The following is a 25,004-nucleotide window of genomic DNA, read 5'->3' as shown; positions in this document are numbered from 1 at the left end:
CTTGTCCAGCATCTGGGTGGCGGTGTCGGTGACGTGGTTGGCGGGCTGCTGCCGGATCATGCGCCGGGCGGGAATCCCCTGCACGGGACGCTGGTTTCGACGGCGGGCGCGGTCAAGGAGCTGACCGGCGAGGTGCTGGGCGGGCAGCCGGTGGCGGCGATCCAGACACTGGGTGCACATGCGGGCGCAACGGTGACGCCGCTTGTCCAGCATCTGGGTGGCGGTGTCGGTGACGTGGTTGGCGGGCTGCTGCCGGGCCATGCGCCGGGCGGGAATCCACTGCAGGGGACGCTGGTTTCGACGGCGGGCGCGGTCAAGGAGCTGACCGGTGAAGTGCTGGGCGGCCAGCCGGTGGCGGCGGTGGAGACGCTCGCATCACATGCAGGTACGACCGTGGGCGCGCTGACCCAGCATCTGGGAGGTAGCGTCGCAGGCGTGGGCGGCGTGTTGGTGCCGGGTGCGGAGCAGGGTGGAAATCCCGTGCGTGAAACTGTGACCGGCACGCTGGGTGCGGTCGACGAGTTGGCTGGCGGTGCTGTCAAGGGAACCGGCTTGGGCGCAGTGGCGAATGGCTTGGTCAATGGCATCGCGCCGGCAGTGAACGGTGTCGGTGGCCTGCTGGGGGCGGTGGTTGGCGGAGTGACCGGTTCCAGTACGCTCGCTGCAGGCATCGTCGGCACGGTTGGCAGCTTGACCGGCGGGCTCAAGGACACCACCGGCGCACTCGCAGAGGGCAACGTAGGCGGCTCCGTGCAGCATCTGCTGGGAACGGTCGACAACACGGCCTCCACCTTGCTGGGTGCCACCGGCAACACGCTGGGCGGCATCACCGGTTCCGGTTCCGGAGTGACAGGCGTGACCGGTGCGCTCAGCGGCGTGATAGGCGGCGTGACCGGGGGATTGTCGAATGTGGTGGGCGGGCTCACCGGCAGCCCGGCCATACCCAGTGCGGTACCTGCAGCGCCTGGCCCGTCGGGATTGATCGTCGGCAACGGAGGGTTGGTAGGCTCGGTCAACCAGCTGGTGGAATCGCCACTGACCTCCTTGCTCGGTGGCAACGGCTACATGCAGAGCGGCAGCCTGAAGGTCAACAACACCAATGTGATGCAGACCTATTCGGAGGTGCAACTGGCGGGCCTGCCGGTGGTCAACCTGACGCCGGTCGGTGATCTGCTGGATGGCCTGGGCGGCCTGACCACCGGCGGCAACTCGCACCTGACGCTGATCGGCGGTGTCACCTCCGACAGCTACATCACCAACATCAACAACGGCGATCCCGGTGGCCTGCTTGGTTTGGTGCTACCTGATGGCGCGCCCGCCTGGGCGTCGAACTGCGTGAACGTGCTGGGTGTCGTCACGGCCAAGTGCTGGGCAGTGCCGGCAGCGCAGGATTATCAGGTGCTGATTGGCGATGGTGCGTTCGCCAACGGCTCCAAGGAAGTAGTCATCGGCAGCAATGCCGAGCACCGGCTGGCAACGCAGACGGCGGACCAGGTGTTCATCGATGCCTCTGGTGGCAAGACTGGCGTACCCACCGCCGACTACGATGCGCGGCTGGGGCATTCGGTCGTGGTCGGTGACAGTGCCAAAGGCACTGCCCATGCGCAGACCCTGCTCGGTGCGGAGGCAACGTCGGACAAGGCCAACAGTGTGGCGCTGGGCTTCAAGTCCAATGCCGCGCGTGGTGGCCAGGACAACTACGCTGCTTTTGGCTTGACCGCCGCGCAGACCTCCATTGGTGAAGTCGCCGTGGGCTCGAGCGGGCGCGAACGGCAGATCACCCATGTTGCCGCCGGCAGCCAGGACACCGATGCGGTGAACGTCAAGCAGCTGCGTGGCGCACTGGACCAGATCGATGATCTGGGGTTGGCGGCGGTGGTCTATGACGAGGACATCAACGGTGTCGTCAATTACAGCAAGGTGACGCTTGGCAGTGGTCAGGCGGTCAGCGGCACGGTGTTGGCCAATCTGGCCGCCGGTGCGGTCGCCGCGGGCAGCATGGAGGCGGTCAACGGTGGGCAGTTGTTCGGCCTGGGCGCTTCGATGGCGACCTATCTGGGCGGCGGCGCGACCTTCAATGGTGGCGTGCTCGGTGCGCCGAGCTACCAGATCAACAGCATCAGCGTGCTGGGCGTGGCTGCGCTGCAGCCCTACGCAAACATCGGCAGTGCTTTCAGCTCCATCAGTGATTCGCTGCTCAACCTGAGCAACCTGTTGCCGCGGAGTGTCCCGGGTGGAAGTGACCCCTTGGCGGTGAAGTACATTGCGGACGGCGCTGGCAATCCGACCAACGCAGTGCGTTTGACCGGCGATGGCAGCGGCGCGGCGGTTGCCTTGGGCAACGTGGCTGCCGGCAGCGTCACCAGTGGCAGCCTGGACGCGATCAATGGCGGTCAGCTGGCCGCCACCAACGACGCAGTGGCTTCCACCATCGGTGGCACCATGCAGTACAACAGCAGCACCGGCCAGTGGAGTGCGGCCAGCTTCAACATCACCTCGATCAACAGCGGCGGCGCCGCTACCCAGCAGACGTTCGGCAATGTCACCGATGCCTTTGCGGCAATGGACAGCTCCATCGTCAACGTCAACAAGCGTATCGACAACATCCAGAACGGCGGTGCGGGCAACGCCTACTTCGCGGTCAACTCGACCAAGGCGGCTGCCTCGGCCACCGGTCAGGACAGCGTGGCCGCCGGCCCGCAGGCCACTGCCAGCGGCAACCAGGCGGTGGCCATAGGCGACGGCGCCAACGCGTCGGCAGCTGGCAGCGTGGCGCTGGGTGCAGGGTCGGTGGCCAATCGCAGCAACACCGTGTCGGTGGGTGCCGCAGGTGCGGAGCGGCAGATCACCAATGTGGGTGACGGCAGCGAAGCGACGGACGCGGTGAACCTGCGCCAGTTGCAGGCCTCGCAGCAGGGCACGGTGCGCTACGACCAGAACACCGATGGCAGTACCAACTACAGCAGCGTGACGATGGGTCGGCCAGGTACCAGCACCGTCATCCACAACGTGGGTACCGGTGTGGCGCCTACCGACGCGGTCAATGTCGCGCAGCTCAACAAGGGCATGGGGGAGGTCATGGACTGGTCGAAGAACTACACCGATCAACGTTTCAATGATGTCAGTCGCGACATGAAGCGCATCGATGACCGGGCGTCTGCCGGCGTCGCTTCGGCGATGGCGATGGCAGGCCTGCCGCAACCTACCGAAGCTGGCCGGCGCATGGCATCGATGGCGGCCAGCACCTTCCACGGTGAGTCGAGCATGGCCGTGGGCGTGTCGGGTGTCAGTGATGGTGGTCGCTGGATCTACAAGCTCAGTGGCTCGGCCAATACCCGCGGCGATGGCGGGGTGACCGTGGGCGCCGGCTTCCAGTGGTAGGCGGCGCCGGCCGCAGGTAGACACTCCTGGCTATGCATCGAGGACGCTATGAACACGAAATGGACCGTACTGGCTTTGCTGGCAACCCTGGCCGCCTGTGGCAAGGGGCAGGTGCGCGAGGAATTTCCGGATCCGGCGCGCGCCTATCCTGCCGGTGGCACCTATGTGAACCTGGACAATCTGCGGCAGTACGCGCCAGGCATGAACAAGCGCCAGATCCAGACGCTGCTGGGCACCCCGCAGTTCAACGAAGGCCTGTGGGGTGTGCGCGAGTGGAACTACGTATTCAATTTCCGGCGCTCGGTTGGGGCCGAGCCGATTCAATGCCAGTTCCAGGTCAGGTTTGATGGCAACGGGGTGGCCATGGGCCAAGCCTGGAAGCCGGACAGTTGTGCCGCGCTGCTGGAACCGGTGCCAGCTCCGGTTGCACCACCGCCACCGGCGCCACCTCCGGCTGTGGCACCCCTGAGGTTGTCGGCAGACGCCTTGTTTGCCTTCGACAGCGCCAATCTGTCTGCTGCCGGCCGGGCGAAACTGGATGAGCTTGTGCAAAGCCTCAGCGTCAGCGCCGCGCAGGCGACCCTGAACATCATCGGTTACACCGACCGCATTGGCAGTGATGCCTACAACATGGAGCTGTCGCAGCGCCGCGCGCAGAGCGTGCGCAATTATCTGGTGCAGCAGGGCATTCCCGCCGCCTCCATCCACGCCGAGGGCCGTGGCAACAGTGCGCCGCTGGTGCAGTGTGATGACGCCGGTGCCGCCTTGCTGGACTGCCTGGCCCCGAATCGCCGGGTCGAGATCGCCGTGAGCGGTGGCTGAGTCGGGACGCCCGGCGCGGGCGAACGATGCCTTTGGTGCCGGTAACCCTCACAATGGCGCTTGGTAGTCGCGGCACCGTTGCTGCGACCAGGGCGTGACAAGGTGGCGGTGTTGGAACGGAACAATGCAATGGCCTGGGCCGGGCCTTTGGCGGCAGTGGTCTTCATTGCGGCAGTGGTGGGCTTCGGCGCGCAGTTGCAGGGCTATGACCAGATGCGGCACCCGGTGTCCCTGCTGGGGGCACGTGGTGTCCCCGGTGGTACGGCTTTCAGCCTGCTGGGTTTCGTACTGCCAGGACTGTTGGCGGCAATTGCAATGCTGGACTTGATCCTGCGCATGCCGGTCAGCGCGCCCCGCCCGCTGCGCGTGGGCGGGCAGATGCTGCTGCTGGCGGCCATTGCCTTTGCCGCGATGGGTTTGTTTCCACTGGATGTGGACGATATCGAGAACCGTGCCAGCCAATTCCACGCCAGCGCCTGGTTGTTGTGGCTGTTGGCGTTCACTGCCGCCGCCATCGCCCTGCGCTTCGGCGCCGGCAAGGCTGCCGGCTGGCGCGCGCTGTCGACGCTGACGCTGGTCTGCGCGGCATGGGTCGTCTGCAGCGCGTTCCTGTTCGAGATCGCCATGCCGGTGGCAATGGCACAGCGGCTGGCCTTCCTGGGGTGGTTGGTATGGCTGCTGGGCGCGGCGCGGTTGGCGCCGTTGCGCCGTTGAGCGCCGCCGGCGCAATGGCCCCGATCCTTGGGGAAGGTACGCGCGGGCGCTGCACGCGGTGCCATTTCCAGAAACCTCTTGTTTTTTAAAAGCCCTATATTTCAATGACCTGCAGATTTTGTTGCCTGTGGGCCGGGGCCCGGATTGGAGTGCAATGATGCACTGCGGTACCCTTTGCCGCTTTGCCGTTGCCCAGCGTTGACATGTCCAGCGTCGAACCGAATATCTACGATCCCCAGCAGGTTGAAGCCGCCGCCCAGAAGTTCTGGGAGGCCGAGAAGGCATACGAGGTGAACGAAACCTCGGACAAGCCCAAGTACTACTGCCTGTCGATGCTTCCGTACCCGTCCGGTGCGCTGCACATGGGCCATGTGCGCAACTACACCATTGGCGATGTCATCAGCCGCTACAAGCGCATGACCGGCCACAACGTGCTGCAGCCGATGGGCTGGGACGCCTTCGGCCTGCCGGCCGAGAACGCCGCGATCAAGAACAAGACCGCGCCGGCCAAGTGGACCTACGCCAACATCGGCCACATGCGCAGCCAGCTCAAGTCGTTGGGCTATGCCATCGACTGGTCGCGCGAATTCGCTACCTGCACGCCGGACTACTACGTCCACGAGCAGCGCATGTTCACCCGCCTGATGCGCAAGGGCCTGGCTTACCGCCGCAACTCGGTGGTGAACTGGGACCCGGTCGACAACACCGTGCTGGCCAACGAGCAGGTCATCGACGGCCGTGGCTGGCGTTCCGGCGCACTGGTCGAAAAGCGCGAGATCCCGCAGTGGTTCCTGCGCATCACCGATTACGCCCAGGAATTGCTGGACGGCCTGGACGAACTGCCGGGCTGGCCGGACTCGGTCAAGACCATGCAGCGCAATTGGATCGGCCGTTCCGAAGGCCTGGAAATCCAGTTCGACGTGCGTGACGTGGACGGTGCCGCACTGGACCCGCTGCGCGTGTTCACCACTCGTCCGGACACGGTGATGGGCGTGAGCTTCGTCTCCATTGCCGGCGAACACCCGCTGGCCGTGCATGCCGCAAAGAACAACCCGCAGCTGGCCGCCATGCTGGCCGAGCTGAAGCAGGGTGGTGTTTCCGAGGCGGAACTGGAAACCCAGGAAAAGCGCGGCATGGATACCGGCCTGAAGGCCATCCATCCGGTCAGCGGCGAGCAGGTGCCGATCTGGGTCGCCAACTTCGTGCTGATGGGCTACGGCACCGGCGCGGTGATGGCCGTGCCCGGCCATGACCAGCGTGATTTCGAATTTGCCAGCAAGTACGACCTGCCGAAGAAGCAGGTCATCGCGCTGAAGTCGCCGAAGAACGACGACGAGCGCAGCTATGACGCCAGCCGCTGGCAGGACTGGTACGGCGACAAGACCCGCGAGACCGAGCTGGTCAATTCGGCCGAGTTCGATGGCCTGGATTTCCAGGGCGCGTTCGAGGCACTGGCCGAGCGTTTCGAGCGCAAGGCCCAGGGCCAGCGCCGCATCAACTACCGCCTGCGCGACTGGGGCGTCAGCCGCCAGCGCTACTGGGGTTGCCCGATCCCGGTGATCTACTGCGACAAGTGTGGCGCGGTGCCGGTGCCGGAAGACCAACTGCCGGTGATCCTGCCGGAAGACGTGACGCTCAACGGTACCGGCTCGCCGATCAAGGCCGACCCGGAATGGCGCAAGACCACCTGCCCGGACTGCGGCGGCGCGGCCGAGCGCGAAACCGATACCTTCGACACCTTCATGGAGTCGAGCTGGTACTACGCCCGCTACACCTCGCCGGGTGCCCGCGAGGCCGTGGACAAGCGCGGCAACTACTGGCTGCCGGTGGACCAGTACATCGGTGGCATCGAGCACGCCATCCTGCACCTGATGTATTTCCGTTTCTTCCACAAGCTGCTGCGTGATGCACGCATGGTGGACAGCAACGAGCCGGCGCAGAACCTGCTGTGCCAGGGCATGGTCATCGCCGAGACCTTCTACCGCCAGAACAGCGACGGTTCCAAGGATTGGTTCAACCCGGCCGACGTGGACACGGTGCGCGACGAGCGCGGCCGCATCACCGGCGCGACCCTGCGTGAGGACGGCCAGCCGGTGGTGATCGGCGGTGTCGAGAAGATGTCCAAGTCCAAGAACAACGGCGTTGACCCGCAGAGCATGGTGGCCAAGTACGGTGCCGACACCGTGCGCCTGTTCTCGATGTTCGCGGCGCCGCCGGAACAGTCGTTGGAGTGGAACGAGGCCGGCGTGGACGGCATGGCGCGCTTCCTGCGCCGCCTGTGGGCGATGGTGCAGAAGCACGTTGTCGACGGCGTGGCACCGGCGCTGGACGCCGCGGCACTGGATGCCGGGCAGAAGGCCATGCGCCGCAAGACCCACGAGACCATCGGCAAGGTCAGCGACGACTACGGCCGCCGCCACGCCTTCAATACCGCCATTGCCGCGGTGATGGAGCTGCTCAACGCCCTGGCCAAGTTCGACGACGCCAGCGCGCAGGGCCGCGCAGTGCGCCAGGAGGCCCTGCAGGCCGCGGTGCTGCTGCTCAACCCGATCACCCCGCACGCCTGCCACGCCATGTGGCAGCTGCTGGGCCATGCCGAAACGCTGCTGGAAGACCAGCCGTTCCCGCAGGTGGACAGTGCTGCCCTGGTCAAGGATTCGCTGACCCTGGCGGTACAGGTCAACGGCAAGCTGCGTGGCACCATCGAAGTCGCCGCCGATGCCGCGCGCGAGCAGATCGAGGTCCTTGCCAGGGAAGAGCCGAATGCGGCCAAGTTCCTGGAGGGTCTGAGCATCCGCAAGGTCATCATCGTGCCGGGCAAGATCGTCAATATCGTTGCGGCGTAAGCCGCAACGGGTATCTCAAGTGCTGTTCACGCGGCATCAGGCAGGCTTGCTGCCTGTTGCCGCCCCCGGCCGGCTCCTCCAGACTGTGTGCATGACTCGATACCTGACCGCCCTGATACTCGCCGCCAGCCTCACCGGTTGCGGCTTCCATCTGCGTAACAAGCTCGCGCTGCCTGCCGACATGCCGGCGGTGCAGGTGGACTCAGCGGTGCGTTACAGCGAGCTGGTCAAGTTCCTCAACCGCGGCCTGCGCTCCTCCGGTGCCACCGTGGTGGAAGATGGCGACACGCTCGCGGTCGCCGGCAAGACACCCGGGGTTGCCCGCCTGCAGATCCGCTCCGAACGCTGGGGTGACCTGCCCATCGCCATTGACGCCCAGGGTCGTGCCCAGGAATACAGCCTGCGCTACGCCGTGGTGTTCACCTTCATCCGCCCGGATGGCGGTGTGATCGTGCCGGAACAGGCAGTGGAGTTGTCGCGCGATTATGTGTCGCCGCCGCAGGACGCCACCGGTACCACGACCGAGCGCGAAATCCTGGCCGACGAACTGCGCCGCGAAATGTCGGCCTCGATCCTGCGCCGTATCGACAGCGTGGTTCGCGCCGATCTGGAAAAAGCCCTGCATGCCCCTGCGGCGGACGAAGGGGCGCTTGAAGCACCCAAGCCTGCACAGGACGCTGCGGATCCGGTGCGCTGAGTTGCGGCTCTTGCGCGCTGTCCAGACGCAACAGGCCTGAGCGATGGAACTGCGACCGGAACAACTGGCCAGCCAGATAGCTTCCCAGCCCCTGGCGCCGGTGTACCTGATTGCCGGCCCGGAGCTGCTGCGGGTAATTGAAGCTGCTGATGCGGTGCGCGCCAAGGCGCGTGCCGATGGCATCGGCGAACGCGAGGTATTCGACGCCGATGGCCGCGACTTTGACTGGGGGCAGCTGGCCTCCAGCTTCAACGCGCCCAGTCTGTTCAGTGCGCGCCGCCTGGTGGAAGTCCGCCTGCCGAACGGCAAGCCTGGCAAGGAGGGCGCCGAGGTCATCAGCGACTTCTGTGCACGGCCGGCACCGGATGTCGTGCTGCTGATCACCGCCGGCGAATGGAGCAAGGCGCACCAGGGCAAATGGGCCGAGGCCGTCAACAAGGTGGGCGTGCTGTCGGTGGCCTGGGCGATCAAACCGCATGAACTGGCGGATTGGATCGAGCGGCGCCTGCGCAGCAAGGGGCTGCGTGCCGATCCGGCAGCCGTGCAGCGGCTGAGCGAACGTGTCGAAGGCAATCTGCTGGCGGCAGCGCAGGAAATCGACAAGCTGGCCTTGCTGGCCGATGGCCAGCCTCTGGACGTTGCCAAGATGGAATCGTTGGTGGCCGATGCGGCGCGTTATGACGTTTTCCGGCTGAGCGAAGCGGCCTTCTCCGGGCAGGCGCAAGCGGTGCTGCGGATGGTCGCGGGGCTGCGCGCGGAAGGCGAGGCGGTGGCCGCGCTGATGCCCATCCTGATCCGCGAACTGCTGATTACCGCTGGACTGGCGCGGGTGCAGGCCAGCGGCGGCAATCTTGCGGCGGAAATGAAATCGAAAGGTATCTGGGAGTCGCGGCAGGCGCCGTTCAAACGGGCCCTGCAGCGTCATCCCGATCCGCGTCGCTGGGAGCGCTTTGTCGCCGAGGCCTCGCAGGTTGATCGCATGGCCAAGGGCCGCGCCGAAGGCGATCCATGGCTGGCACTGGAACGCTTGTTGGTGGCGCTGGCCGAGGCGCGGGCAGTGCGCCTGCTCGTCCGGGGCGTGCGCTGAATGGCGGCGGTGCCGCCGCCGGCCACCGGTGCCGAGGACGCTGGCCTGTGGTTGTTGTACGGCGGCACCTTCGACCCGGTTCATAACGGCCATCTGGCCATTGCCCGCTGCGCCGCCGTCGAATTGCAGGTGCCGGTACACCTGATGCCGGCCGCCGACCCGCCGCACCGTGCGCCGCCGGGGGCCAATGCCGCCCAGCGCACGCAGATGTTGATGCTGGCGATAGCCGGCACACCGGGCCTGCGGGTGGATACCCGCGAGTTGCAGCGTGCCGAACGACAGCCCGGCGTGCCGTCCTGGACCGTGGACACCCTGCGCGACATCCGCGCCCAGATCGGTCCGCAGCGGCCGCTGGCGATGCTGATGGGGGCCGACAGCCTGCTTGGTCTGCCCAGCTGGCATGAATGGGAACACCTGCTCGATCTGGCGCATATCGTGGTGGCTGAACGCCCCGGCAGTGGTCTGGACGGTGATTTGCCAGCGGAACTGGCGCAGCGGCTGCACGGCGCCTGGGCCAGCACGGCCGAAGCGCTGTCCGTTCAACCGGCGGGGCGGGTCTGGCGACTGCGCCAACCGCTGCATGCAGAGTCCGCCACCGTGGTGCGTGCGGCCATTGCAAACGGTGGGCAATGGCGTGATTTGTTGCCTTCGGCGGTGGCGGAGTACATCCTTGCGCAAGGCCTGTATGGCAGTGGCGGGCGGGTGTGAATGCCGGCTGCGGCCAGGTTCTCTATAATCGTTCCCCTTAATTCATCGAGTTCTGCTGCTTTGACCACCGAAGCCCAAGTCATCAAGACCCAAATGCCCAGCCCGGCACCTTCCGTACCGGCCCTGCTGGCGTCCGTTCACTCCGCCCTTGAGGAGATCAAGGCCCGGGATGCCGTCGAGCTCGATGTGCGTGGCAAGTCCAGCGTGGCCGATTACATGGTTGTGGTCTCCGGCACCTCCACCCGCCACGTCAAGTCGATTGGCGAGGAAGTCGTGCGTTTCGCCAAGAACCTGGGGGTGATGCCGCTGGGCGTCGAAGGCGAGCGCGAGGCAGAGTGGGTATTGGTCGACCTGGGCGACGTCATCGTCCATGTCATGCTGCCGCGCGTGCGCGAGCTGTATGCGCTGGAGCGTCTGTGGACCGTCGGCGACCAGCCGCGTTCGGCCTACGACGACGAAGACGAACAGGATGCTGGCTGAGCCCAAAGGCCGCAGCTTCTGTTTCTGTGACGGCGCCGCAGGGCGCCGTCTTCGTTTGTGCAGGCTGATAGGAGTCCACGCATGAAAGCCAGATTGATCGCCACCGGCGAACGCGCCCCGTCCTGGGTGGCGCAGGGGTTTGCCGAGTACCAGAAGCGGCTGTCGCATTGGCTGCCGTTGGAATTGGTGGAAATCGAGCCGGGCCTGCGCGGCAAGGGCCGCGATCCAAAGCGCGCAATCGAGGACGAGGGCAAGCGGGTATTGGCCGCGCTACCCAAGAATCCCTATGTGGTGGCGCTTGATGTGCCCGGCAGGCAGCTCAGTTCAGAGCAGCTCGCGCAGCGGCTGGAGCATTGGCGCACGCAGGGGCGTGACCTGGCATTCCTGATCGGCGGCCCGGAAGGGCATGCTGCGGAAGTGTCTGCGGTGGCGGACGAGAAGTGGTCGATAGGTCCGCTGACTTTGCCGCATATGCTGGTTCGGCTGGTGGTTGCCGAGCAGTTGTACCGCGCGGCAGCGATGTTGGCCAATCACCCCTACCATCGCGCGTAATTAACGTATAGAATGCGCCTCCCCGCCCGAATAGCTCAGCCGGTTAGAGCACTTGACTGTTAATCAGGGGGTCGTTGGTTCGAGTCCAACTTCGGGCGCCAAGATTCAAGGAAACCCGCATCGCGAGATGCGGGGTTTTTTTTTGGTGTTGTGCAGGCCGGGCGCCATCGTGCGCGTGCCTGCACCGCAGCTAGGCGGGGCAATTGGCTTTGGCCAGCTGTGCCAGTACAAAGCGTCCGCGCGCGGCGATCCGCGCTGATCGATCCGCTGCCAGGATCGTGGCCAGCGCGCTTGCCTGCGCGCCGAAGCTGGGCAGGTGCAGGATCAGGGTTTCCGCAGCGACGTGGCGGACCGCAGGAGCGGCATCGCGCAGCGCTGTTTCCAGCAATTGCTGCCGTGGATAGTTCACCTGCAGTGGACGTTCGTCGATCACCGGCTCGTATTTGCCTTCGCACCACTTCAGATCCGTCCAGGTCCATGCGCGGCCTGCGAACCAGAATGCGCGGCCTTCCAGCAGGAAACGCAGGGTCCTGGCGCGGACGGCAGGCTGCACCGCCTGCCGAGCGAGGGTGTGCAGCCAAGGATCGAAAACCGGTGTGCGGGTGATCTGCACCAGGATCGACGTGGCCGGGCCGGTGGCGGCGTTGCAGATGCGTGTGTACAGGGCGAGCCGCACCGGCTCGAAGGCAATCAGCGCATCGAGAGTGTGACGTTCCGGCGTACCCAACCTGCCCCATGAGGCGACGTTGCACAGCACCGCCCATAAAGCTTCCGCCACATGTTCCGGTGCTGAGCTGTGGGCAATACCGGGAAGATGCTCGCGCGCGGCGGCGCGCACTTCAGGTACCCAATCGTTCAACCTGCGCAGCGCCAACGCCAGGCACAGCGCATTGGGTGCCGCCGACAAGCTGCGCAGGGTCCGTTCACGCACATGGCCATCGGCATTGCCCAGATCCAGCCAGGACAGGTGTCGGGCCGGCTTTGCCCGCGACCAGAAACCTGCATGCGCCGGCTTTGCGGCGGAGAGTTCCCAGCGGATACGCCGTTCCAGCCTGTCCAGGTTGTCCAATGGCAGGCTGGCTGACGTGTCGGCCACAGCCGCCAAGGCCTGTTCGGCGCTGGGGGCGTTTGAAGCTGCGGCAAACCGTTCGATCGCCTGCAGGAAAGCCTCCATGGGCGGCAAGCTAGGTGACATGGCGTGGGCGCTCCGGCAGCGAGTGGATGCGACAGTCTGCCATTGCCTGCGGACGCGGGGGACGATGACAGGCCGGCTGGGTGAGGAACTCTTGCCGGCAGCGCGGGCGCGCCTTTGTCGCCCACGTGGCCCCGGCGCGCTCGCGCCGGGGCCGGGGACATCACTTGAACGTGTACTTGGCGCCGATCGTGTAGTAACGGCCAACCGCACCGCTGTAATGCAGCGGGTTGTAGTTGACCGCGCCATAGGTCAGCGGATCCAGCGGCGCGATCCGGTCGGTGACGTTCTGGACCGAGCCGAAGATCTCGAACGCATCGGTCGCACGCCAGCGACCGGACAGGTCGATGGTGTAGAACGAACGCAGTTCGCAACCACGTGGTGCATCGGAGCCATCGCCATAGTGGTTGGCGCAGCTGTCACCTTCAAAGGCGACGTTGTCCATGCTGCCGATGTAATTGGCGATGCCGCTGATACTGAAACGGTCCATGTCCCAGGTCAGGCCAAGGTTGAGCCGATCCTTGGGCGTGCCGATGCAGTTGGTGACATCGCAGTTGCCGTGCGTGCCGGCGTACTGGTACACGGTGCCAGTGCCATCGTCGCGTTCGAACGAGTTGATGCGCGTCCACTGCAGGTCCATCAGCAGCTTGCCATAGTTGCCCAGGGCCACCCGCTGGCGGATGTCGAAGTCGAAACCGCGGATGGTGGTGGAGGCGGAGTTGATGTAGTCAACGCTGACCGCCAGCAGGCTGCCACTGTTGGGAATGCCGGGCAGGTCGTTGTCCGAGCGGATGCCGCGGCCGGCTGCCAGGGCCAGATCGGTATCGCCCTGGTTGATCTCGTTGGTGCGCTTGATCTGCCAGGCGTCGAAGGTCATCGTCGTGCTGGAGGTCGGGTCCAGCACCAGGCCGACGGTATAGCTCTTGGACTTCTCCGGTTTCAGGTCGGGGTTGGCCGAAGTGATGATGGCCAGGCTGACCGCGCAGTCCACCGCGGTCGCGCCCGGTGCCGGCGTACCGTTCGGGCAACGCACCGGGTCGCGCGCGGCGCTGAAAGCCGCAAGGCCGCCGTCGCCGGCTTCAGCCGGACCGGGGGCGCGGAAGCCTTCGGCATAGGTGGCACGCAAGGCGATCCAATCGGCAGGCGTCCATTTCAGGCCGACTTTCGGCGTGGTGGCGGTATCGCCGTCCTTGTACTTGTCCACACGCAGGGCGCCGGACAACTCCAGCGAGTCCAGCACCGGCGCTACGATTTCCGAATAGAGCACGCCAACTTCCTGGGTGCCCTTATAGGCCGAGTAGCCCAGGCCGATGATGTCGCCCAGATCGGTGTAGCTCTGCGGGTCGAGATTGGCTTTCTGGCGGCGGTATTCGGCGCCGATGGCAAAACCCAGCGGGCCACCGGCCAGATCGGCCAGGCTGCGCGATGCCTTGAAGTCGATCATGTCCAGTGTGGTCGAGGCATTGGCGTGGATGGTGGGCGAGATGTAGTCGTACAACGCCTGCGAGTTCTGTCCTGCGTTGGCACCGATACGCCACCAGCCGACCGGACTGTTGGGGTCGGTCAGTGCGGTACGCACGTGGCTGTAACGCAGGAAACCGGTGCGTTCGTTGACCAGTTGCGTGGCCGAGTGCAGGTAGGCGGTGTCGATATCCCAGTCGCCGGCAGTGCCCTTCACGCCAACCAGGAAACGGGTGAATTCATTGGTGTTGGTGGTGACACGCGGGCCAACATCAAAGGCTGCATAACGCAGGCGTGCGTCCACGCCCAAGGGGTTGTCTGGATGGTCCGCACCCAGCACCGTGGCGCCGGGGCCGCTGCTGGCATTGACCGGGCCGCCCGGGTAACCCCAGGTGCCGGAGACGCCACTGGGCGTGTTGTAGAACACGTTCTTCTTCTTCGAGTAGCCGAATTCGCCGTACATCTCGAAGTTGTCCGAGAGCACGAAGGTGCCGCGCGCGAACAGGTTGCCGAATTCCTCGCTCGGGCTCAGGCTGCGGAAATCCTGGGTCTGCCACAGGCAGCCGCCGCCAGCATCGACCGGGCTGATATTGGAGAACTGCGAACAGCCGGGCAAGGACTGGTAGATACCGGTAGCGGGGTCACGGATGCTGCCCGCCGGTGAGCTGCTGGCGACGGTGCCGTTGGAGGTGATGGCGCCGTTGAGCGGGAAGAACTGGCCGCCGGCGACGCGATCGAAACCATACGGGCTCAGGTCGCCATTGCCGATCCACTTGCGGTTGCGACGGTCGGAAATGCGGATGTCATCGGTCTTGCTGAGGTCGATGCTGACGAAGGCATTGAAGCCATCGGTGTCCAGGTCGCCCACGCCGGCGGTCAGCGAGGCCTTGCGCGCATTGCCATCACTGTCACCGGAGGTGCCATAGGAAGCCTTGAGCATGGCGCCGGTGAAGTCGCGCCGCAGGATGATGTTGACCACGCCGGCGATGGCGTCGGAGCCATAGATCGCCGAGGCGCCGTCCTTCAGTACTTCGACGCGCTCGACCGCATCCATCGGGATGACGCTCAGGTCGGTGAAGACCTTCTGCCCATCATCGGCCAGGCCGTACGGCGCCATGCGCCGTCCGTTGAGCAGAACCAGGGTGGATGCTGCGCCCAGGCCGCGCAGGGAGATGCCCGAGCCGCCACCTGCAAAGCCGGTGCCGAAGCTCTTGGGAATGGAACCGGCACCGTCGCTGGTCAGGGTCTGCAGGTATTCGGCGATGGTGGCCTTGCCGGTGCGGTCGATTTCCTGTCGGGTGATGACCTGCACCGGGGAGGCGGTTTCAGTGGTGGCGCGCGGGATGTTGGAGCCGGTGACGGTTATCCGGTCCAGGTTGGTGGCCTGCTGCTCCTGTGCCATGGCCAACGATGCAGTCGTTGCCAGGGTCAGTGGAAGCAGAAGCAGGCGGCTGAGGTTGCCGGTGATGGCCGCACTGAGGCGGTTGCTGCGCAGGTAAGTCGGATGTTTCACGGTCTCTCTCCAGGGAACAGCGGCAAGAAGGCCGCCAGAACGCGGCCAAGAACATCGACGGCCGCGAATCTAGGTTTCCCATGGGTGACGACGCAGTGAAATAATCATTAATAGCCACAGACAGTTTGGCGGCGCTTATGGCAGCGTTTAGAAACCGCTGCCATAAGCGCTCATTTGCCCTGTTCAGCCCAGTTTGAAGTCGACCGGGATCAGTCCGTATGCCTGTACCGGACGGCCACCATCCGTGGCGGGCTGGAACTTCCAGCGGCGCAACACCTGGTTGCGTGCGGCGGTGTCCAGACTGCGATTGCCACTGCTGTGCTCGACACTGACTTCCAATGGCGAGCCGTCCACGTCCACCAAGACCCGCAGTGTCACCGTGCCCTGGGCGCCGGCCAGCAATGCCTCACGCGGGTAGCTTGGCGCCGGCGCCGAGAGGTAGCGCAGCTGCACGCCCTGCAGCGGCGCGGACGCGCCGATCGGGGCGATTGCCGGGCTGTCGTCGATGACAGGGGCGACATCCACCGGCGCGGCGACGACCGCTTCGGTGGCGAAGACCGGCATCGGCTTGCTGTCCACGGGCGCCGCCAGTGCCGGTTGCCGCGGAGGCGTGGCCGGGGCGCGGGTTACCGGAACATCGACCGGTGGCGTTGGCGGATTGGGAACGATGGGTTTGACGTCGGGAACCTGCCAGCGCTCCCGCTCGGCCTCCCGCTGCAGTGGTACCTGTGACAGCGGAATCAACAACAGGCCCAGGGCAAGCGCGTGCAGTGCCAGGGCAGTGCTGTAGGCAAGGATGCGCGAGGGTTCTACGTGCAGGGACGGACTGCGTTGTTGCGTGCGGACCATGTACCACCTCCATGCGTGGGCGTGTGACAGAGAACAACGCGCGATGACACGGGACGGGGTTGCAGATGTGCGTCCCGTGGCTGCAGTGCGCCTTTTATTCAGACGTTCGGCAAGCAGGGGGATTGTTCCTGGTCAGCTGGCGGACAGCTTGAGGAGGCACAAAGGCCGGCTGTTGTGGGAGCGGCGTAAGCCGCGAAGCAGGTGCAGGGTCAGATGGCACAGCTGCCGATAGGCTCAGCAGCTCCAGCTTCGCGGCTTGCGCCGCTCCCACGAAAAGAACCGGCCAGCCCATCAAGGTAAGTGGCAAGAAAAACGGCGCCCGTAGGCGCCGTTCCGATTGCAGCTGCCGCGTTGCTCAGCGGCCCAGCTCGAACACCACGTCCAGGTTGACCGAGACGGTGGTTTCGCCCGGCGACACCGCGGTATCCATCTCCATCTTGTTGGCGCGGCCGGCGGCCATGGCCATCATCGGCATCGGCCGGAAACCGCCCTGGCTGCCTTCGGAAATGCTGACGATACGGCGCACGCGCAGGCCCAGCGACTTGGCATAGGTCTCGGCACGGGCCTGGGCCTTCTTCAGCGCGGCCAGGCGGGCTTCGTCATAGACCGGCTCGGGCTGGTCGATCTCGAAGCTGGGGCCATTGATCTGGTTGGCCCCCTGCGCGGCCAGGCTGTCCAGCACCTTGCCCAGCTTGCTGATGTCGCGCACCTTCAGGCTGACCGTGTTGTTGGCCTGGTAGCCGGTGATCTTCGGCGCTTCGTTCTCGGCGTAGCGGTACTGCGGGCTGAGGTTGATGCCGCTGGTCTGGATGTCGCGCTCGGCAATGCCAGCGGCCTTGATCGCCGCCATCACTTTGTCCATCTGCACGGCATTGTCGCGCATGGCGGTGTTGCCATCGACCGCCTGGGTGACCACGCCGGCGGACAGGGTGGCCACATCCGGCACCCGGCGGGCTTCGGCCTGGGCGGAGACGTTCAACAAGGTCGCGTCGCTGGCAACCACGGCCGGGACGGTTTGGGCATGGGCGGTCATCGAGACTCCAAGAGCGAGTGACAGGGACAGCAGCAGTGGGGCGAGGGCGGTACGGCGCATGGTGATCCTCCTTGGCTGGATCGTGAAAATGAACACAGGGCGATGAACGGGTGGTGAGCCATGATGGGGTCGCCGTCACTTTGCCAGCAATGCTCATCATTCAGGTTGCTGGCGCGGGTTATGCTTTCACGATGCTTTATCTCGCCTCCCGCTCGCCCCGTCGCAACGAACTGCTGTCCCGCCTTGATGTGCCTTTCCGCGCCCTCGACCTGGAGGTGCCGGAGCAGCGTGCGCCGGGTGAGGCGGCCGAGGCCTATGTGCGCCGGGTTGCGCTGGACAAGGCCCGGGCCGGGCTGGCGCTGGTCGCCGATGATCCGCAAGCCGTGGTACTGGGCTCCGATACCGAGGTGGTGCTGGATGACCGGGTCTATGGCAAGCCGGCCGATGCCGACGACGCGGCGGCCATGTTGGCCTCGCTGGCCGGGCGCACGCACCGGGTGATCACCGTGGTGGCCTTGGCTGCGGCCGGGCGACATGCATTGGAAACGGTGGTCTCGGAAGTGACCTTCGCGCCGATGAGCGCGGCGCAGATCCAGGCCTATGTCGCCACTGGCGAGCCGATGGGCAAGGCCGGCGGCTACGCCATCCAGGGCGGGGCGGAGCGTTTCATCAGCCATCTGGCCGGCAGCTACTCCGGGGTGATGGGGTTGCCATTGCAACAGACCGCCGCGCTGCTGGCGGCATTTGCCGCGGGCGCGGACGAAGATTCCATGGACAAGGGGGAATGAAGGACGTGTCTGAAGAAATTCTGGTCAACGTCACCCCGCGCGAAACCCGCGTGGCGGTGATCGAGAACGGCATGTTGCAGGAACTGCATATCGAGCGCGGTTGGCGCCGGGGCGTGGTCGGCAACATCTACAAGGGCAAGGTGCAGCGGGTGATGCCGGGCATGCAGGCGGCCTTCGTCGAGGTGGGCCTGGACCGCGCTGCGTTCCTGCACGCCAATGATGTGGTGCGGCCGGCGCCGGTCGCGGCCGATACCGACGAAACCGCGCCCAGCCTGCCGTTGCCCTCCTCGGTGCCGATCGTGGAGCTGCTGCGCGATGGCCAGGACGTGGTGGTGCAGGTGGTCAAGGACCCGATCAGCACCAAGGGTGCTCGCCTGACCACGCAGATCAGCATTCCCTCGCGTTACCTGGTGCTGCTGCCGCAGTCCAAGATGGTCGGGGTTTCGGCCCGCATCGAGGACGAGGGCGAGCGCGCCCGCCTGAAGTCACTGGTCACCGAGATCTCGGCCCAGCACGGCGGCTACGGTTACATCGTGCGCACCAACGCCGAGGGCCAGCCGGCCGAGGCCCTGGCCGAAGACATCTCCTACCTGTCGCGGGTCTGGGCGGTGGTGGAGCGGCGCGGTCGCGAGGCACCACCGTGCAGCATCATTTACGAGGACCTGAGCCTGCCGTTGCGCTCGGTGCGCGACCTCATCCGCAAGGACGTGGACAAGGTCAAGGTCGACTCCAAGGAAACCTTCGGCCAGTTGCAGGCTTTCGTGGCCAAGTACATGCCGGTGCTGGGCGAGAAGCTGGAGCTGTATACCGGTGACCGCCCGATCTTCGACATGTTCGGGGTCGAGGACGAGATCGTCCGCGCCTTGAACAAGCAGGTGCCGCTCAAGTCCGGTGGCTATCTGGTCATCGACCAGACCGAGGCGATGACCACCATCGACGTCAATACCGGTTCTTTCGTTGGCCAGCGCAACCTGGAAGAGACCGTGTTCCGCACCAACCTGGAAGCGGCGCAGACGGTCGCCCGCCAGCTGCGGCTGCGCAACCTGGGCGGCATCATCATCATCGACTTCATCGACATGGATGACGCCGAGCACCGCCGCCAGGTGCTGCGCACGCTGGAAAAGGCGCTTGCGCGCGACCACGCCAAGACCACGGTGTATGACTTCTCGCCGCTGGGGCTGGTCGAAATGACCCGCAAGCGCACGGTCGAGAGCCTGGAGCGGCAGCTGTCGGAAACCTGCCCGCAGTGCAGTGGCCGTGGCAGCATCAAGACCGCCGAGACCGTGACCTACGAGATCTTCCGCGAGATCACCCGTGCCGTACGCCAGTTTGAGGCTGCGCGCCTGCTGGTGATCGCCTCCAGCAAGGTGGTCGCGCGTATCACCGATGAGGAGTCGGCGGCGGTGGCCGAGCTGGAGGAATTCCTCGGCAAGAGCATCCGCTTCCAGGCCGATGATCAATACCTGCAGGAGCAGTTCGATGTCGTGCTGCTCTGAGCGCGCTCACTTCGCCGCACGGAAGCACGAAGTGAGCTGATGACCACGCTGTTGCGCCACCGCCTACGCCGCTTCCGTCGCTACGCCTTGATGGCATTGGCGATCGCGCTGGTGTGCGTGGCTTTACTGGTAGGCACGGTCAGCCAGTTGCTGCCGATGGTGGAGGCACACCCGGACAAGGTGGCCGCCTGGTTGAGCGAACGCGCCGGGCAACCGGTAGCCTTCGATAAGCTGGACACCCGCTGGACCCGGCGTGGCCCGATCCTGCAGCTTGATGGTTTGCGGGTGGGGCAGGGCGAAGGCGTACGCATTGGCCAGGCTGAAGTACTGGTGGCGGTGTATTCGGGTCTGCTGCCCGGCGCGCCGCTGACAGAGTTGCGCCTGCGCGGGCTGGCGTTGACCCTGCAACGGGCCGATGACGGCCGTTGGTCGGTGCGTGGTCTGCCCGAGTCCAGGGCCGGCGGCGATCCATTGGACGCCCTGCGCAGGCTGGGTGAGCTGCAGGTGATTGGCGGTCAACTGCAGGTGCAGGCGCCGTCCATCGGCCTGCAAACGCGTATTCCTCGCATCGACCTGCGCCTGCGCGTGGACGGTGAGCGTCTGCGGGTAGGTGCCAAGGGCTGGATTGACACCCGCGCCGCGCCGGTTACCGCGGTATTGGATTTCCAGCGTCAACGTGGCGATGGTCAGGCCTGGTTCTCGGCCGATCCAGCCGAACTGGGTGCCTGGTCCTCGCTGCTGAAATTTGCGGGCGTGCAGTTGCGCCAGGGCAAGGGTGAACTGCAGAGCTGGGTACGCTTGCAGGACAAACGCGTGGTGGCGGTCACCGCCGCGGGTGAACTGGACGATGTGCAATTGGCAGGTGCACCGTTGCCGGGCGCTGGTGCCGCGCCGACCGTGGCTTTCAGCAAGCTGCGCTTGCGCGCGCGCTGGAAGCTGATCGAGGGTGGCTGGCGGCTGGATGCCCCCACGCTGCGGATCGCTGCCGACGGCAACACTCAGGCGCTGGATGGTCTGTTGCTCGCCGGCGGCCGGCATTTCGCGGTCCAGGGCAAGCAGCTTGATGCCGGTCCGTTGCTGCAGGTGCTGGCGCTCAGCGACCGTCTGGAGCCCAGCTTGCGGCGTTGGCTGCATCGTTCCAAACCGTCGCTGCGGTTTGCGGATATCAACCTGCTGGGCACGGCCGATGGTCCGCTGCGGGCCAGTGGCGAGTTGCTCGATGCCAGCTTCGCTGCGGTCGGTGGCAGCCCCGGCCTGAGCGGTTTGCGTGGGCATTTTGAAGGCGATGCGCAGGCATTTTCACTGGCACTGAAGCCGGATCACGTGGTGCGCTTTGACTGGCCGACCGGATTCGGCGTGCTGCATGAGCTGCAGCTTTCCGGCGACCTGGTGGGGTGGCGCGAAGGTGCCGGTTGGCAGGTCGGGACGCCGGCGTTGCGGGTGCAGGGCAGGAACTATGCTGCCGATGTGCGCGGTGGGCTGTGGTTCCAGGGCGATGGCACGCGGCCGTGGATAGGCCTGGCGGCCAAGATCGATGATGTGCCGATGACTGCCGCCAAGCAGTTCTGGGTGCGCTCGAACATGAGCGAGGCGGCGGTGAACTGGCTGGATGCGGCCTTGGTCGATGGCACCCTGCGTGGTGGAACCGGCTTGGCGGTAGGCGATCTGGACGACTGGCCGTTCACCGGCAACAACGGCCGGTTCGAGGCCGGCGGGCATATCGATGACGGGTCGATCCGCTTCCAGCAGGATTGGCCGCTGATGCAGCACGTCAACGCCGATATCAACTTCATTGGCGGCGGATTTGAACTGAGCGGGCGTGGTGCGCTGGCCGGGGTCAAGGTGGATCAGCTACGCGCGGGTATCGCCAGTTTTGCCGATTCCCGGCTGCTGGTGCAGGCCAGTACTGTCGATGAAAGTGGGCGCTTGCTGGCGATGTTGCGGCAGAGTCCGTTGCAGGCCAGTTATGGCGACACCTTGGACAACCTGAGCGTCGCCGGCCCCGCTGCCGTCAATTTCGACCTGTTGCTGCCCTTGCGCCACGATGGTGGTGGGCATCTGCGCGGCGATATCGATCTGCGTGGCGTGCGCATGGCGGACAAACGCTGGGACCTGCAGTTCGAGGGTGTGCGCGGCAAGGCCCAGTACAGCAGCGATGGTTTCGATGCGCCGGCCCTGCAGGTACGCCATCAGGAGCGTGACGGCGTGCTGGCGCTGCGCGCCGGCAAGCCGGTCAAGGACCCCTCGCATGCCTTCGAGGCCGAGCTCAGTGCGGACCTGGACGCCGGGAAGCTGTTGGATCGCGCGCCGGAGCTGGCCTGGCTCAAGCCCTATGTGCATGGCACCTCGGCATGGACGGTGGGGGTCAGCCTGCCCAAGGAGCAGGTTGGCGCGCGTACGGGCCCGCCAACCCTGCTGACCCTGCGCTCGGATCTGCAGGGCACCCGCCTGCAGTTGCCGGCACCGTTGAACAAGCCGGCTGCCGATGCCTTGGCGACGACCGTGCAGGCCGCCTTGCCGATGGGCGCGGGGCGCATTGATGTCTCCTTCGGCAAGCTGATGGCCTTGGCCGCGCGCAGTCAGAACGGCAAGACCGGCGTGCAGGTCACCATGGGAAGCGATGCTGTCGATCACGAGCCGCCGGCCGAGGGGCTGGTGGTCAATGGCCGCACTCCTTCATTGGATGCGCTGGAGTGGATCACCCTGGCACGCGGTGGCGATAGCGATGGCAGCGACGGCGGTGTGGCGCTCAAGCAGGTCGACGTATTGGCTGACCAGCTGTTGCTGGTGGGCGGGCGCTTCGCGCAGACCCGGCTGCAGTTGCGGCCCGGTGCTGACGCCGTTGCCGTGCAGCTTGATGGCCCCGCGCTGGCGGGCAACCTGCGCGTCCCCACCGCCGATGGCGGCACGGTCAGCGGACAACTGGCGCGTGTGTACTGGCAGGCCGCCAAGGCGGCCACGGCAGAATCCAGCGACACCCCGGCAGCGGCCATCAATCCGGCCAACATCCCGCCATTGGCGCTGGATATCGACGATCTGCAGTTCGCCACGGTCAAGCTTGGCCAGACCCGACTGCGCACGCGCCCGACCAGTGATGGCCTGCAGGTGCAGGAGCTGGCGATCCGCGCGCCCAAGCAGGTGATCGATGCGCACGGGGAATGGCGTGGCATGGGGGCACAGGCGCGTACCCAGGCCACTGCCGCCGTGCAGAGCGAGGACTTGGGCGACCTGCTGCAGCGGCTTGGCTATGCCGGGCAGCTGCGTGGAGGGCAGGGCAAGGTCAATCTGCAGGCCGGCTGGCAAGGGGGGCCGGCGGCCTTCAACCTCGCCAGCCTGCAGGGCGGCATGGACATGAACCTGCGCAACGGCCAGTTGCTGGAAGTGGAACCGGGTGCGGGGCGGGTGCTGGGTCTGCTCAGCGTGGCGCAGCTGCCACGGCGCCTGCTGTTCGATTTCCGCGATCTGTTTTCCAAGGGCCTGGCCTTCAACCACGTGGAAGGTGCGATGCGCTTCGGCAACGGCCAGGCCAGTACCGACAAGATCGCCATCGAGGCACCGGCGGCGGAGATCACCATCCGCGGCCAGGCTGACCTGGTCGCCCAGCAGTTCAACCAGACCATCGACGTGAATCCACGCTCGGGCAACCTGCTCACCGTGGTCGGCGCGGTAGCCGGTGGCCCGGTGGGTGCTGCCGTAGGCGCGGCCGCCAATGCCGTGCTGGGCAAGCCGCTGGGCGAGATCGGCTCCAAGACCTACAAGGTGACCGGGCCGTGGAAAGATCCCAAGGTCGAAGTGCTGGACCGTGATGCCGCCCGTCTGCCGCCGCCCGCGGTGACCCCCGCGGCGGCGGGCACCCCCTGAATCTGCGCAGGCTTGCATGATGGCGCGCCTGCCCCCATCTGGAATGTCATGACCGAAAACGCTCTCTCGCTCGCCGAAACCCGCCTGCTGCTGCCCGCCGGGCTGGACGCCAATCGCCTGGAACGCACCTTTGGCACCTTGCTTGGGCCGGGTATCGATTTCGGCGATCTGTACTTCCAGCATTCGCGCCGCGAGAGCTGGAGCGTGGAGGACGGCATCGTCAAGGATGGCGCGCATTCGATCGAGCAGGGCGTGGGCGTGCGTGCCATTGCCGGCGAAAAGACCGGCTTTGCCTACTCGGACGATATCCAGCCGAGCGCCTTGCTGGCGGCGGCGCAGTCGGCGCGCGCCATCTCCCGCGAGGGCGGCGCGCAGAACGTGCGCTCGCTGGTGCGGGGCAGCGCACCAGCGCTGTACCCGGCGCTGGACCCGGTGGACAGCATCGGCAACGAGGCCAAGGTGGAGGTGCTCAAGCGCCTGGATCGCTTCCTGCGTGCTGCCGATACGCGCGTGCAGCAGGTGATGGTGAGCCTGTCCGGCGGCGTCGATACGGTGCTGATCGCGCGCAGCGACGGCGTGCTGGCCGCTGACGTGCGCCCGCTGGTGCGTTTGAACGTACAGGTCATCGTCGAACAGAACGGTCGCCGCGAGTCCGGCTATGCCGGTGGCGGTGGTCGCTACAGCTATGAAGAACTGTTTGCCGGTGAGCGCCCGGAAGCCTTCGCGCGCGAAGCGCTGCGCCAGGCACTGGTGAATCTGGAAGCCATTCCGGCGCCTGCCGGAGTGATGCCGGTGGTGCTGGGCCCGGGCTGGCCCGGCGTGCTGCTGCACGAAGCGGTCGGCCACGGCCTGGAAGGTGATTTCAACCGCAAGGGCACCAGCGTCTATGCCGGCCGCATCGGCGAGCGCGTGGCTTCGCCGGGCGTCACGATTGTCGATGACGGCACCCTTGATGGCCGCCGTGGTTCCTTGAACATTGATGACGAAGGCACGCCGACCCAGTGCACCACGCTGATCGAGGACGGCATCCTGGTTGGCTACATGCAGGACACGCTCAACGCGCGTTTGATGGGTGTTGCGCCAACCGGCAACGGCCGCCGCGAATCGTTCGCGCACATGACCATGCCGCGCATGACCAACACCTACATGCGCGCAGGCAACCATGACCCGGAGGAGATGATCCGTTCGGTGAAGAAGGGTTTGTACGCGGTCAACTTCGGCGGTGGCCAGGTCGACATCACCAGCGGCAAGTACGTGTTCTCGGCGACCGAGGCCTACCTGATCGAAGACGGCAGGATTACCGCGCCGGTGAAGGGCGCAACGCTGATCGGCAACGGCCCGGAAACCATGCAGAAGGTGCGCATGATCGGCAACGATCTGGCGCTGGACGAAGGTGTGGGTATCTGCGGCAAGGACGGGCAGAGTGTGCCGGTCGGTGTCGGCCAGCCGTCCTTGCTGATTGATGGGCTGACGGTGGGTGGTACGCAGGCTTGAGGTTGAGGCTGAAGAGCCCCCCTCATCCGC

17 protein-coding genes and 1 tRNA gene are annotated in these 25,004 nt (G+C 65.8%); 14 read left to right on the top strand and 4 right to left on the bottom strand.

Going from position 1 to position 25,004, the window contains the following annotated elements; genetic code table 11:
• The 10 genes from RT131_RS16435 to RT131_RS16390 form a co-directional block, all read left to right on the top strand.
• Positions 1 to 3,381 (top strand): YadA-like family protein (locus RT131_RS16435; RefSeq protein ID WP_313173840.1); only part of this gene is annotated, 3,381 nt, incomplete at its 5' end.
• A 48-nt stretch (positions 3,382 to 3,429) separates the two neighbouring features.
• Positions 3,430 to 4,203: an OmpA family protein gene (locus RT131_RS16430; protein ID WP_313173839.1), complete on the top strand. Its 774-nt coding sequence runs from the start codon at positions 3,430 to 3,432 to the stop codon at positions 4,201 to 4,203.
• Positions 4,204 to 4,311: 108 nt separating this feature from the next.
• Positions 4,312 to 4,917 (top strand): DUF998 domain-containing protein, encoded by a 606-nt coding sequence (locus tag RT131_RS16425; protein WP_313173872.1) that lies wholly within the window; start codon positions 4,312 to 4,314, stop codon positions 4,915 to 4,917.
• A gap of 203 nt (positions 4,918 to 5,120) precedes the next feature.
• The gene (leuS, locus tag RT131_RS16420) at positions 5,121 to 7,763 is read left to right on the top strand and encodes a leucine--tRNA ligase (RefSeq protein WP_313173838.1); all 2,643 of its coding nucleotides are present in this window, start codon (positions 5,121 to 5,123) and stop codon (positions 7,761 to 7,763) included.
• A 91-nt stretch (positions 7,764 to 7,854) separates the two neighbouring features.
• Positions 7,855 to 8,460, top strand: a complete 606-nt coding sequence (lptE, locus tag RT131_RS16415) for an LPS assembly lipoprotein LptE (RefSeq protein WP_313173837.1) — start codon at positions 7,855 to 7,857, stop codon at positions 8,458 to 8,460.
• 43 nt (positions 8,461 to 8,503) lie between these two features.
• Positions 8,504 to 9,547 (top strand): DNA polymerase III subunit delta, encoded by a 1,044-nt coding sequence (gene holA, locus RT131_RS16410; protein ID WP_313173836.1) that lies wholly within the window; start codon positions 8,504 to 8,506, stop codon positions 9,545 to 9,547.
• Positions 9,548 to 10,255 carry a nicotinate-nucleotide adenylyltransferase gene (gene nadD, locus RT131_RS16405; protein ID WP_313173835.1) on the top strand — a complete coding sequence of 236 codons (708 nt, stop codon included), beginning with the start codon at positions 9,548 to 9,550 and terminating at the stop codon, positions 10,253 to 10,255. It begins immediately after the preceding gene.
• Positions 10,256 to 10,315: 60 nt separating this feature from the next.
• The gene (rsfS, locus tag RT131_RS16400) at positions 10,316 to 10,735 is read left to right on the top strand and encodes a ribosome silencing factor (protein WP_282269796.1); all 420 of its coding nucleotides are present in this window, start codon (positions 10,316 to 10,318) and stop codon (positions 10,733 to 10,735) included.
• An 81-nt stretch (positions 10,736 to 10,816) separates the two neighbouring features.
• Positions 10,817 to 11,287 (top strand): 23S rRNA (pseudouridine(1915)-N(3))-methyltransferase RlmH, encoded by a 471-nt coding sequence (gene rlmH / locus RT131_RS16395; RefSeq protein WP_282269795.1) that lies wholly within the window; start codon positions 10,817 to 10,819, stop codon positions 11,285 to 11,287.
• A 24-nt stretch (positions 11,288 to 11,311) separates the two neighbouring features.
• Positions 11,312 to 11,388 (top strand) — tRNA-Asn (locus RT131_RS16390).
• Between the two features lie 89 nt (positions 11,389 to 11,477).
• On the opposite strand, the gene RT131_RS16385 is transcribed toward RT131_RS16390, so the two are convergent.
• The 4 genes from RT131_RS16385 to RT131_RS16370 all read right to left on the bottom strand — a co-directional run bounded on the left by RT131_RS16385 (position 11,478) and on the right by RT131_RS16370 (position 17,395).
• Positions 11,478 to 12,461, bottom strand: a complete 984-nt coding sequence (locus tag RT131_RS16385; RefSeq protein WP_313173834.1) for a hypothetical protein — start codon at positions 12,459 to 12,461, stop codon at positions 11,478 to 11,480.
• A 181-nt stretch (positions 12,462 to 12,642) separates the two neighbouring features.
• On the bottom strand, positions 12,643 to 15,342 hold the full coding sequence (locus RT131_RS16380; protein WP_313173871.1) for a TonB-dependent receptor: 2,700 nt from the start codon (positions 15,340 to 15,342) through the stop codon (positions 12,643 to 12,645).
• 294 nt (positions 15,343 to 15,636) lie between these two features.
• Positions 15,637 to 16,302 carry an energy transducer TonB gene (locus RT131_RS16375; RefSeq protein WP_313173833.1) on the bottom strand — a complete coding sequence of 222 codons (666 nt, stop codon included), beginning with the start codon at positions 16,300 to 16,302 and terminating at the stop codon, positions 15,637 to 15,639.
• Positions 16,303 to 16,657: 355 nt separating this feature from the next.
• The gene (locus tag RT131_RS16370; protein ID WP_313173832.1) at positions 16,658 to 17,395 is read right to left on the bottom strand and encodes an SIMPL domain-containing protein; all 738 of its coding nucleotides are present in this window, start codon (positions 17,393 to 17,395) and stop codon (positions 16,658 to 16,660) included.
• A 131-nt stretch (positions 17,396 to 17,526) separates the two neighbouring features.
• Here RT131_RS16370 and RT131_RS16365 point away from each other — a divergent pair, with 131 nt between their 5' ends.
• The 4 genes from RT131_RS16365 to tldD are packed head-to-tail and all read left to right on the top strand — an operon-like array spanning position 17,527 to position 24,974.
• Positions 17,527 to 18,123 carry a Maf family nucleotide pyrophosphatase gene (locus RT131_RS16365; RefSeq protein ID WP_313173831.1) on the top strand — a complete coding sequence of 199 codons (597 nt, stop codon included), beginning with the start codon at positions 17,527 to 17,529 and terminating at the stop codon, positions 18,121 to 18,123.
• Between the two features lie 5 nt (positions 18,124 to 18,128).
• The gene (gene rng, locus RT131_RS16360; protein WP_057627141.1) at positions 18,129 to 19,619 is read left to right on the top strand and encodes a ribonuclease G; all 1,491 of its coding nucleotides are present in this window, start codon (positions 18,129 to 18,131) and stop codon (positions 19,617 to 19,619) included.
• A 39-nt stretch (positions 19,620 to 19,658) separates the two neighbouring features.
• Complete coding sequence (locus RT131_RS16355; protein ID WP_313173830.1) at positions 19,659 to 23,480, top strand: YhdP family protein; 3,822 nt, start codon at positions 19,659 to 19,661, stop codon at positions 23,478 to 23,480.
• A gap of 48 nt (positions 23,481 to 23,528) precedes the next feature.
• Positions 23,529 to 24,974 carry a metalloprotease TldD gene (tldD, locus tag RT131_RS16350; RefSeq protein WP_313173829.1) on the top strand — a complete coding sequence of 482 codons (1,446 nt, stop codon included), beginning with the start codon at positions 23,529 to 23,531 and terminating at the stop codon, positions 24,972 to 24,974.
• Positions 24,975 to 25,004 lie beyond the last annotated feature (30 nt).

Origin of the sequence: Stenotrophomonas sp., from assembly GCF_032066555.1 — a bacterium.
Lineage (GTDB): Bacteria > Pseudomonadota > Gammaproteobacteria > Xanthomonadales > Xanthomonadaceae > Stenotrophomonas.
Note: the sequence above shows the minus strand (reverse complement) of the source record. Positions and strands in the feature narration are given on the sequence as shown.

Excerpts from the sequence above, each read along its gene's own strand:
- RT131_RS16430 (WP_313173839.1), top strand. The coding sequence starts at position 3,430 with ATGAACACGAAATGGACCGTACTGGCTTTGCTGGCAACCCTGGCCGCC.
- leuS (WP_313173838.1), top strand. The coding sequence starts at position 5,121 with ATGTCCAGCGTCGAACCGAATATCTACGATCCCCAGCAGGTTGAAGCC.
- lptE (WP_313173837.1), top strand. The coding sequence starts at position 7,855 with ATGACTCGATACCTGACCGCCCTGATACTCGCCGCCAGCCTCACCGGT.
- holA (WP_313173836.1), top strand. The coding sequence starts at position 8,504 with ATGGAACTGCGACCGGAACAACTGGCCAGCCAGATAGCTTCCCAGCCC.
- nadD (WP_313173835.1), top strand. The coding sequence starts at position 9,548 with ATGGCGGCGGTGCCGCCGCCGGCCACCGGTGCCGAGGACGCTGGCCTG.
- rlmH (WP_282269795.1), top strand. The coding sequence starts at position 10,817 with ATGAAAGCCAGATTGATCGCCACCGGCGAACGCGCCCCGTCCTGGGTG.
- RT131_RS16385 (WP_313173834.1), bottom strand. The coding sequence starts at position 12,461 with ATGGAGGCTTTCCTGCAGGCGATCGAACGGTTTGCCGCAGCTTCAAAC.
- RT131_RS16380 (WP_313173871.1), bottom strand. The coding sequence starts at position 15,342 with ATGGCACAGGAGCAGCAGGCCACCAACCTGGACCGGATAACCGTCACC.
- RT131_RS16375 (WP_313173833.1), bottom strand. The coding sequence starts at position 16,302 with ATGGTCCGCACGCAACAACGCAGTCCGTCCCTGCACGTAGAACCCTCG.
- RT131_RS16370 (WP_313173832.1), bottom strand. The coding sequence starts at position 17,395 with ATGCGCCGTACCGCCCTCGCCCCACTGCTGCTGTCCCTGTCACTCGCT.
- RT131_RS16365 (WP_313173831.1), top strand. The coding sequence starts at position 17,527 with ATGCTTTATCTCGCCTCCCGCTCGCCCCGTCGCAACGAACTGCTGTCC.
- RT131_RS16355 (WP_313173830.1), top strand. The coding sequence starts at position 19,659 with ATGACCACGCTGTTGCGCCACCGCCTACGCCGCTTCCGTCGCTACGCC.
- tldD (WP_313173829.1), top strand. The coding sequence starts at position 23,529 with ATGACCGAAAACGCTCTCTCGCTCGCCGAAACCCGCCTGCTGCTGCCC.